8 protein-coding genes are annotated in these 9550 nt (G+C 70.8%); 6 read left to right on the forward strand and 2 right to left on the reverse strand.

Annotated features, from left to right (window positions below; translation table 11 throughout):
* A partial coding sequence (uvrA, locus tag ACK59X_RS32725) for an excinuclease ABC subunit UvrA (RefSeq protein ID WP_409963359.1) occupies window positions 1-1875 on the reverse strand: 1875 nt, incomplete at its 3' end.
* 286 nt (window positions 1876-2161) lie between these two features.
* Between uvrA and ACK59X_RS32730 the strand changes: the two genes are divergently transcribed.
* The 3 genes from ACK59X_RS32730 (at window position 2162) to ssb (ending at window position 6873) form a co-directional block, all read left to right on the forward strand.
* Window positions 2162-4858 (forward strand): PepSY domain-containing protein, encoded by a 2697-nt coding sequence (locus tag ACK59X_RS32730; RefSeq protein ID WP_409963345.1) that lies wholly within the window; start codon window positions 2162-2164, stop codon window positions 4856-4858.
* Window positions 4859-5031: 173 nt separating this feature from the next.
* A complete protein-coding gene (locus ACK59X_RS32735; protein ID WP_409963347.1) occupies window positions 5032-6213 on the forward strand; it encodes an MFS transporter in 1182 nt (393 codons plus the stop codon).
* Window positions 6214-6315: 102 nt separating this feature from the next.
* Entirely contained in the window at window positions 6316-6873 is a 558-nt protein-coding gene (gene ssb, locus ACK59X_RS32740; RefSeq protein ID WP_409963349.1) for a single-stranded DNA-binding protein, read from the forward strand.
* A 72-nt stretch (window positions 6874-6945) separates the two neighbouring features.
* On the opposite strand, the gene ACK59X_RS32745 is transcribed toward ssb, so the two are convergent.
* On the reverse strand, window positions 6946-7917 hold the full coding sequence (locus tag ACK59X_RS32745; RefSeq protein WP_409963351.1) for a LysR family transcriptional regulator: 972 nt from the start codon (window positions 7915-7917) through the stop codon (window positions 6946-6948).
* Window positions 7918-7992: 75 nt separating this feature from the next.
* Here ACK59X_RS32745 and ACK59X_RS32750 point away from each other — a divergent pair, with 75 nt between their 5' ends.
* The 3 genes from ACK59X_RS32750 to ACK59X_RS32760 all read left to right on the forward strand — a co-directional run.
* Window positions 7993-8586 (forward strand): GAF domain-containing protein, encoded by a 594-nt coding sequence (locus ACK59X_RS32750; protein ID WP_409963353.1) that lies wholly within the window; start codon window positions 7993-7995, stop codon window positions 8584-8586.
* Window positions 8577-8984, forward strand: a complete 408-nt coding sequence (locus tag ACK59X_RS32755) for a VOC family protein (protein ID WP_409963355.1) — start codon at window positions 8577-8579, stop codon at window positions 8982-8984. The genes ACK59X_RS32750 and ACK59X_RS32755 overlap by 10 nt, the downstream gene beginning before the upstream one ends.
* Window positions 8981-9550: alpha/beta fold hydrolase (locus ACK59X_RS32760; RefSeq protein ID WP_409963357.1), on the forward strand; the 570-nt coding region annotated here is incomplete at its 3' end. The genes ACK59X_RS32755 and ACK59X_RS32760, both read left to right, overlap by 4 nt.

Below are 9550 nucleotides of genomic sequence, written 5' to 3' on the forward strand. Positions count from 1 at the left end.
TGCACGGGGCGTGCGCCGCGCTGCGGGCACCTCGATGCGCAGCCGATGCCCCAGGTAGGCGCCGGTGAGCGAGGCCTCATCGGCGGCCACCTCGTCCGGCGTGCCCTGCGCCATGACGCGCCCGCCATGCACGCCGGCGCCCGGGCCCATGTCCACCACGTGGTCGGCGGCGCGCATCATGTCCTCGTCGTGCTCGACCACGATGACGCTGTTGCCGATGTCGCGCAGGTGCTGCAAGGTGGCGATGAGCCGGTCGTTGTCGCGCTGGTGCAGGCCGATGCTGGGCTCGTCGAGCACGTACATCACGCCCGTGAGGCCCGAGCCGATCTGGCTGGCCAGGCGGATGCGCTGCGCCTCGCCGCCCGACAGCGTCTCGGCGCTGCGGTCCAGGCTCAGGTAGTTCAGGCCCACGTCGTTGAGGAATTGCAGCCGCGTGGTGATCTCGCGCACCACCTTGTCGGCGACCTCGGCCTTGGCGCCAGTGAGCGTGAGCCCCTGGAACCAGGCATGGGCGTGGTTCAACGTGGCATGGCTCACCTCGAAGATGGCGCGGGCCTGTTCGCCCTCGCCCACCTTCACGTGGCGCGCCTCGCGGCGCAGGCGCGTGCCGTGGCATTCGGGGCAGGGCTGGGTGCTGCGGTAGCGCGCAAGGTCCTCGCGCACCACCACCGAATCGGTCTCGCGGTAGCGCCGCGCCATGTTCGGCAGGATGCCTTCGAAGGCGTGCTTGCGGGTCATCACCTTGCCCTTGGAGGGGCCGCTGTCCATGATGTAGGTGAAGGCGATCTCTTCCTCGCCCGAGCCGTGCAGCACGGCCTCCTGCACCTTGGCGGGCAGCGATTCGAAGGGTGCCTCGACGTCGAAACCGTAATGCCGGCCCAGGCTTTCGAGCATGGCGAAGTAATAGCCGTTGCGCCGGTCCCAGCCCTTGATGGCACCGCTGGCCAGGCTCAGCGTGGGAAAGGCCACCACGCGCAGCTGGTCGAACACCTCGCGCTGGCCGATGCCGTCACAGGCCGGGCAGGCGCCCATGGGCGAGTTGAAAGAAAACAGGCGCGGCTCCAGCTCGGCCAGCGAGTAGCTGCACACCGGGCACGAGAACTTGGAGGAAAACAGGTGCTCCTGGCCCGAATCCATCTCCAGCGCCAGCACGCGGCCGTTGCCCTCGTTGCCGCCCACGCGCAGCACGGCCTCGATGCTTTCGGCCAGGCGCTGCTGCATCTCGGGGCGCACCTTGAGGCGGTCGATCACCACGTCGATGCTGTGCTTCTCGGTCTTCTTGAGGGCGGGCAGGCTCTCGTACTCGTAGATGGTGCCGTCCACGCGAAAGCGGATGTAGCCCAGCGCCTGCATCTGCGCAAAGACTTCAGTGAACTCGCCCTTCTTCTCGCGCGCCACGGGGGCCAGCAGCATCAGGCGGGTGTCTTCGGGCAAGGCCAGCACGGCGTCCACCATCTGGCTCACGGTCTGCGCGGCCAGCGGCAGGCCGTGGTCGGGGCAGAAGGGCGTGCCGGCGCGCGCGTACAACAGGCGCAGGTAGTCGTGGATCTCGGTCACCGTGCCCACGGTGGAGCGTGGGTTGTGGCTGGTGGCCTTCTGCTCGATGCTGATGGCGGGCGACAGGCCCTCGATCAGGTCCACGTCGGGCTTGTCCAGCCGCCCGAGGAACTGGCGCGCATAGGCCGACAGGCTTTCCACGTAGCGCCGCTGGCCTTCGGCATACAGCGTGTCGAAGGCCAGGCTGGATTTGCCCGAGCCCGAGAGCCCGGTGATCACCACCAGCTGGTTGCGCGGGATGTCGAGGTCGATGTTCTTGAGGTTGTGCGTGCGCGCCCCACGGATGCTGATGCGCTGCTCCCGCAGCGCGCGGGCCAGGTAGGTACCGTCGGAGGATCGGCCGTCGTCGGCAGCGGGGTCGTAATTCACGGGGCGGGCTCTATGCGGGACAACCCACCATGATAGGCCACCGGAATCTCCCGCACCTGCCACGCTGCTGCCAAGGCACAGGCGGTGGCCGGTGTCACCGCCAGTCACGGCAGAGGCCGACCCGGCACCCCGGGTTTGCCGACTCCCATAAAATGACAATCATTCTCATTTAATCGCCCATTGCCTGGCATGCTCCACGCCCGGGCGACGGCTTGCCACCCTTCCGCTACGCAGCATGGCCAGCGAACGCACTCTATCCGCGGCATCCCCCACCGACGCCGCCGTCCCCGTTGCCGATCCCGCCGCACCCACTGGCGGCCGCCGCTGGCACCTGCCCGCCCTGCCCACGCTGCGGCAGGCCTGGTTCCAGGTGCACTGGTTCATCGGCATCACGGCCGGCACGGTGCTGGTGGTGATCGGCCTCACGGGGGCGCTGCTGGCCTTCCACGAAGAGATCCTGGACCTGATGAACCCCGGCGTGCGCCACGTGGCGCCGTCGGCAGGGCCCATGCTCACGCCGCAGCAAACGGTGGATGCCGTGCTGCGCGCCGGACGCACCGAGCGCATCAGCAGCGTGGCCCTGGAGGCCGAGCCGGGCAGTTCGGCACGTGTGGCCTTCGTGCCGCGCCCGGGTGAGCGGCGCGGCGACGTGGTCTATGTGCACCCCTACACCGGCAGCGTGCTGGGCGAGCTGCAGGGCCATGGCTTTTTCGAATGGATCGAATCGCTGCACCGCTGGCTGCTGCTGCCGCGCGAGCCTGGCCGCGTGGTGGCCGGCGTGCTGGCCATCTGCCTGCTGGGCCTGTCGCTCTCGGGCCTGTACCTGCGCTGGCCGCGCCACCCGCTGCGCTGGCGCACCTGGCTGACCTTCGACCCGGCATTGAAGGGCCGCTCGTTCCTGTGGGGCCTGCACTCGGTCATCGGCACCTGGGCGCTGGTGCTCTACGTGGCGCTCACGGCCACGGGCATCTACTGGTGCTTCGACGCGGTGCGCGACACGGTGGACGGATGGGCCGGCCAGAAGCGGCCCCCGCGCGCGGCGGCCCCGGCCCGGCCACCTGCCCCTGCCAAGGCCGAACCCAAAGCGCCCGAACCCGCACCGCCGGACCTGGCCCGCACCTGGGCCGTGTTCCAGCAACAGGCCGGCGACTGGGCCGAGGCCAGCCTGCGCATGCCCGCCAAGGCCGGGCAGCCGGTGCAGGTCACCTGGCTCGATGCCAAGGCGCCGCACGAACGGGCGCGCAGCCGCATGTCCATCGAGCCCCTGAGCGGCAAGGTCAGCGGCGAGGACCGGTATGCCGACCGCAGCATGGGTGCCCGCGCGCTGAGCACCATCTACCCCGTACACATGGGCACCTACTTCGGCCTGCCGGGGCGCGTGGCCATGCTGCTGGCCAGCCTGGCCCTGCCACTGTTCGCCATCACCGGCTGGATGCTGTACCTGGACCGCCGCCGCCAGCGCCGCGCCACCGCGGCCGCGCGTGCTGCCCACGGCCAGGGCGTGCCCACCGCCGTGGCCGGCACCCTGGCCGCCGACACCCTGCTGGTGGCCTATGCCAGCCAGGCCGGTCAGGCCGAGCGCATCGCGCTGCAAAGCGCCACCGGCCTGCAGCGCGCCGGGCTGCGCGTGGCCGTGCAGTCGGTGGCGCAACTCACGCCCGAGGCGCTGCGTACGCACCGCCGCGTGCTGCTGGTGGCCAGCAGCTTCGGCGAGGGCGAACCGCCCGACAGCGCCCGGCGCTTCACGCGCCTGCTCGCGCAGCAGGGCACGGGCGCCCTGGCGGGCATGCGCTACGGCCTGCTGGCCCTGGGCGACCGCAACTACGCACGCTTTTGCGGCTATGGCCATGCGCTCGACGAAGCCCTGCGCCAAGGCAGCGCCGAGCCCCTGTTCCCGCTGATCGAAGTGGACAGCGGCGATGCCGCCGCCCTGGCCCGATGGATGCAGACCCTGGCCACGCTGGAGGGCGCCGAGCACCTGGCGCTGGACGGCGCCCTGGCCGACGCCGGCCCCGAGTTGCCCTACACCCCCTGGCGCCTAGCCAGCCGTGAGCAGCTGAACCCCGGCAGCGAGGGCGGTCCGCTGTTCGAGCTCTCGCTGACCGCCGCCACTCCCGCCACCTGGCACCCCGGTGCCCTGGTGGAGCTACAGGCCCGCCACGCCGCCGAGGCGGTGGATGCCTGGCTGGCGGTTGCCGGACTGGCAGGCACCGACACTGTGCGCCTGGGTGGCCAGCCCTGCACCCTGGCCGAGGCCCTGGCGCAGTGCGTGCTGCCGGTGCCGCCGCTGCATTTTGCCGCTGCCCAGGCCTGCGCCGACGCCCTGGTGCCCCTGGCGCCGCGCACCTATTCGGTGGCCTCGCTGCCGCAGGACGGCGCGCTGCAGCTGCTGGTGCGCCAGGAACGGCATGCGGGCGGCCTGGGCCTGGCCTCGGGCTGGCTCACGGTCCACGCCCCCCTGGACACGCTGGTGCCCCTGCGCCTAGTGGCCAACCCGCGCTTCGACGCTGCCGGGAGCGATGTGCCCTGCCTGTTCATCGGCAATGGCTCGGGGCTGGCAGGCCTGCGTGCGCACCTGCGCGAGCGCGTGCGCACAGGCCAGCGGCGCAACTGGCTGCTGTTCGGCGAGCGCCAAAGCTCCCACGACACCCTGTGCGCCGCCGAGATCGACGGCTGGCAGGCCGGTGGCTTCCTGGCCCGGCTCGACCGCGTGTTCTCGCGCGATGGCGGCGAGCACCGCTATGTGCAGGACCGCCTGCGCGCCGCGGCGGGCGATTTGCGCGCCTGGGTGGCCGATGGCGCCATCCTCTATGTCTGTGGCAGTGCCCAGGGCATGGGCTCAGGGGTGGACGCCGTGCTGGCCGAGGTGCTGGGCGCCGATGCGCTCGACGCACTGATCGCGGACGGACGCTACCGAAGGGACGTCTATTGAGCCGGACCGGAAGGCCGGTTTGTTCTTGATCAAAGTCAATGGACGGGCCAATGCGCGAGAATCGGGGTTTGCGCCAGCCGTCCATCGAGCCTCCTTCCTTGCTAATGCCTTCCCCGGCACCGAGTGCCGCCCCCCCTTCCTCTGCCCCCGTACAGCCACCGGCCGCGCATGCCATGACGCCGCAGGAGCGGCGCTCCAGCATCAGCCTGGCGCTGATCTTCGCGCTGCGCATGCTCGGGCTGTTCCTGGTGCTGCCGGTGTTCGCGCTGGAGGCGCGCAGGTACCCGGGCGGTGACGACCCGGCGCTGGTGGGCCTGGCCATGGGCATCTACGGCCTGACCCAGGCCGTGCTGCAGCTGCCGCTGGGCATGGCGTCGGACCGCTTCGGGCGCAAGCGCGTGATCGTGCTGGGCCTGCTGGTCTTTGCCGGCGGCAGCCTGCTGGCCGCGCTGGCCGATTCGCTCACCGGGCTGCTGCTGGGCCGGGCGCTGCAGGGCGCGGGCGCCGTGTCCGCCGCCGTCACGGCCCTGCTGGCCGACCAGACGCGCGATGCGGTGCGCACCAAAGCCATGGCCCTGGTGGGCGGCAGCATCGGCCTGATGTTCGCCGTGGCCCTGGTGGCCGCGCCCGTGCTCACGGCCCACATCGGCCTGTCCGGCCTGTTCGGGCTGACCTGCGCGCTGGCGCTGGCCGGCGTGGCCGTGGTGCTCTGGGCCGTGCCGCCCGAGCCCGCGGCGCACAAGGACACGCCGCGCGGCCGGCTGGCCGATGTCTGGGCCCACCCCGACCTGCTGCGCCTGAACCTGGGCGTGTTCGTGCTGCACACGGTGCAGCTGTCCATGTGGGTGGCCGTGCCGGCCATGCTCGTACAGGCAGGCCTGCCCAAGGACCACCACTGGCAGGCCTACCTGCCGGCGGTGGTACTGTCCTTTGCCGCCATGGGCGGGCTGTTCGCGCTGGAACGTGCCGGCCGCCTGCGCGCGGCCCTGCTCGGGTCCATCGGCCTGGTGCTGGTGGTGCAACTGGGCCTGGGCACCATCGCGGCCGGCGGCGCCACGCCCACGCTGTGGGTGCTGGGGCCGCTGCTGTTCCTGTTCTTCTGCGGCTTCAACACGCTCGAAGCCACCCAGCCCAGCCTGGTCTCGCGCATGGCGCCTGCGGCCCTGCGTGGCGCGGCCCTGGGCAGCTACAACACCCTGCAATCGCTGGGGCTGTTTGCCGGCGGCGCCCTGGGCGGTGCCCTGGTCAAGTGGGCGGGGGCGCCCGGGCTGTTCGCCACCACGGCGGTACTGACCGCCCTGTGGCTGGTACTGACCTGGCCCCTGCGCCCAACAGGACGAGGCCAGGGACACTGACCGGCCGGCTTGCGGCACAATGGTACGTTTGGCGCGCAGACTCTCCACCGGCTGGGGAGTGCACCGTCGCCCCCCAACATCCAGCAGTAGGTAGAGCAGCACATGGCATCCGTGAACAAAGTCATCATCGTCGGCAACCTCGGCCGCGACCCGGAAATGCGCACCTTCCCCAGTGGCGACCAGGTGGCCAACGTCACGGTGGCCACCACCGACAAGTGGAAGGACAAGCAGACCGGCGAAATGAAGGAAGCCACCGAGTGGCACCGTGTGGTCTTCAACGGCCGCCTGGCCGAAATCGCCGGCCAGTACCTGCGCAAGGGCTCGCAGGTCTACGTGGAAGGCAGCCTGCGCACGCGCAAGTGGACCGACCAGAGCGGTGTGGAAAAGTACAGCACCGAAATCCGGGCCGACCAGATGCAGATGCTGGGCAGCCGCCAGGGCATGGGCGGCGGCCAGGGTGGTGGCGGTGGCCAGCAGGGCGGCTACGACGACGGTTATGGCGACCAGGGCGGTGGCGGCTACGATGCGCCGCCCCAGCGCCGTGCGGCACCGCCGCAGCAGCAACGTCCCGCGCCGGCCCCCGCTCCCCGCCAGGCGCCCGCCCCGGCGCCACGCGCGGCCTCGGGCTTCGACGACATGGACGACGACATCCCGTTCTGACCCCAGGCCAGACATTCCGGGCACCGCAGGCCCGCGCTCCCCAGGGGCGCGGGCCTTTTTCCTGGCGCCGTCTCAGGCCGCAGGTTGCTTCATGCGCCGGGCGGTTTCCACCACCACGCTGCGCAGCGACTGCACCGTGGGGTGATCCTCCAGCTCCTTGGTGGTGAAGAAGCTCACGGGGGGCAGGTTCCAGCTGAGCCGGTAGGGCAGTGCGGCCCAGTGGCCGGCGCGCTCCATCTCGGCCACCACATCGCGCGCGAAGATGGTGATGGCATTGGGCTCCTGGCGCAGCACCATCTCCATGCTGCGGATGGCCGTGGTCTCCAGCATGGGCAGCGGCGGCTGCACGCCCGCGCCGACGAAGATGGCGTTGTAGGTGCGGCGCATGGGCGTGTTGGGCGGCGGCAGGATCCAGTCGAGCTGCGCCAGCCGCGCCCAGTCCAGCGGGCCGCGCGACAGCCGCTGCACGTTCTTCGCCCCCACCACCAGGCAGGGCTCCTGCTCGTAGATGGCCTGCTGCACCAGGCCGCCCGCATCGCCGTCGTACGAGCGGCCGATGGCGCAGTCGAGCTCGCGCGCCAGCAGGCCGGCCACCAACTCGTCCGTCGTGCCCTCGCGCGCCATCACCGAGATGCGCGGCGAGCGGTCCAGCAGGTGCGTGAGCGCGGCCGACATGAGCTGCTGCGGCACCAGCAGCGTGAGGCCCAGGCGCAGCCGGCCACTGCGGCCCGCCCCGAGTGAGGTGAGTACGCGCGCGGTCGCGTCGAGCTCCGCCAGCCAGCGCTTGGCATAGAGCAGTACCGCCGCGCCCGCGGCCGTTGGCACCAGTCCCCGGCTGGAGCGGTCGAACAGCCGGGCCCCGAAGATGTCCTCGACCTCGTGCAGCGCCTTGGTGATCGCCGGCTGGCTCAGCTGCATCTCGGCCGCCACCCGGCCCAGCGTGCGGTGCCGGTCGATGGCCTGCAGCAGCGACAGCTGCCGGAGTTTGAGGCGAGACAGCAGCGCGTGCTGCAGCTCGGCGGCGGGGTCGCGGGCGGTGGGCAAGGTCATAACTCCATGGTTATTGGACTATCAGCAATTATTTCACTTTGGTGAATCGGCAGTCCTAGAATTTTTTCCATGCACTCGAATGACGACACGCCGATGACCAACCCCCTCACCGCCGGGTTCCTGGACGCGCTGGCCGATGCGACCAGCACCGACGACGCGCTGCGCCAAATCAACCGCTGCCGCCTGCAGATCGCTCCGGGCAGCATCTTCAGCATCCAGCAGAACGTGACCACCGCGCGCGACGGCAGCGACCAGATCCTGCTGCGCCGTTTCTATTCCTCCGAGGGCGCCACCTTTCCCATCAACGGCGCCAAGCGCAAGACGCTGACGCCCTGGACGGACTGCCTGTTTCTGCAGGGCCGGGTCTTCATTGGCGAGGGCGAAGCGGTGCTCGCGCAGCACTTCGACGATTTCGCGCAGATGCGCCCCTACGGCCTTTGCAGCGTGGTCAACGTTCCGCTGATGCAGGGCCGCTTGTGCTACGCCACCGTCAATGTCTTCGGCACCCGCGACCACTGGCGGCCCGAGGAAGTGCTGGGCCTGCGCCTGCTGGCGCTGGCCGCCGCGCGCTGGGTGCCCGCGGTGCCTGGGCTCGCCTACCGCTTCACGGGCGCCGCCGCCCCCACGGACACCCCGAAGGAACAGGAGATGCCATGCCAGTGACCGCCTTGCACCACTTCACGATCCGCTGTGCGCCCGAGGAGCTGCCGCAGCTGGTCGACTTCTACGTGCGCGTGATGCGCCTGACCGTCGGGGAGCGGCCGGAGATCCCTGCGCCCGGCGCCTGGCTGTATGCCGATGGCCAGCCCATCGTGCACCTCTATGCCCACCTGGCAACGCCCGATGCGCCCGCGCAGCCCGCCACGGGCCATGTGGACCACATCTCGTTCCGCTCGCATGGCCTGGCCGAAGTGCGGGAGCACCTGCGCAGCCACGGCATTGCGTTTGAGGAAGCGCCCATCCCCGGCTGGGCCATCCACCAGCTGTTCTTCAAGGACCCGCGCGGCCTGAAGATCGAGATGACGTTCTGGATGGACCGGGAAACAGGGGGCGCGGCATGAGCACCCGGTTCGTGGAGGGGGGGAGTGTGCGCACGGCGTTCGACCTGCAGGGCGAAGGCCCGCCGCTGGTTTTGATGCACGGCGCCGAAGCCTCGCGCCAGATGTTCACCGCACTGGTGCCACTGCTGGCCCGGCACTTCACCGTGATCGCCTACGACCAGCGCGACTGCGGCGAAACCCAAGGGCCCGAGGGCCCATCGACGCTCGCCGATCTGGCAGGCGACGCGCAGCAGCTCATCCAGGCACTGGGCTTCAAGCGCGCCCATGTGTTCGGCTCCTCCTTCGGGGGCCGGGTGGCGCAGGCGCTGGCGCTGCTGCACCCGCGCTCGGTCGATCACCTGGTGCTGGGCAGCACCTGGCCGCTGCCCCGGCCTTACGCGGAACTGTGCCCGGACGCCGAACGCCTGGACGCACTGCGGCGCGGCCTGCCTGCCACCGCCGAGGAGCTGGCCACCTGGTTCTTCCCCGAGGCCTTTCTCGCAGAGCGCCCCGAGCTGCGGCGCGTGTTCGCCACCGCCCGACCGGCGTCGGAGCGCTCGGCCAGGCGCATGGCCACCGTACAGACG

It is taken from the genome of Acidovorax sp., from assembly GCF_046339755.1.
Taxonomy (GTDB): domain Bacteria; phylum Pseudomonadota; class Gammaproteobacteria; order Burkholderiales; family Burkholderiaceae_C; genus Acidovorax.

Coding starts and splice junctions, on each gene's coding strand:
- ACK59X_RS32755 (WP_409963355.1), top strand. CDS start 8,577: ATGCCAGTGACCGCCTTGCACCACTTCACGATCCGCTGTGCGCCCGAG.
- ACK59X_RS32750 (WP_409963353.1), top strand. CDS start 7,993: ATGCACTCGAATGACGACACGCCGATGACCAACCCCCTCACCGCCGGG.
- ssb (WP_409963349.1), top strand. CDS start 6,316: ATGGCATCCGTGAACAAAGTCATCATCGTCGGCAACCTCGGCCGCGAC.
- ACK59X_RS32735 (WP_409963347.1), top strand. CDS start 5,032: ATGACGCCGCAGGAGCGGCGCTCCAGCATCAGCCTGGCGCTGATCTTC.
- ACK59X_RS32730 (WP_409963345.1), top strand. CDS start 2,162: ATGGCCAGCGAACGCACTCTATCCGCGGCATCCCCCACCGACGCCGCC.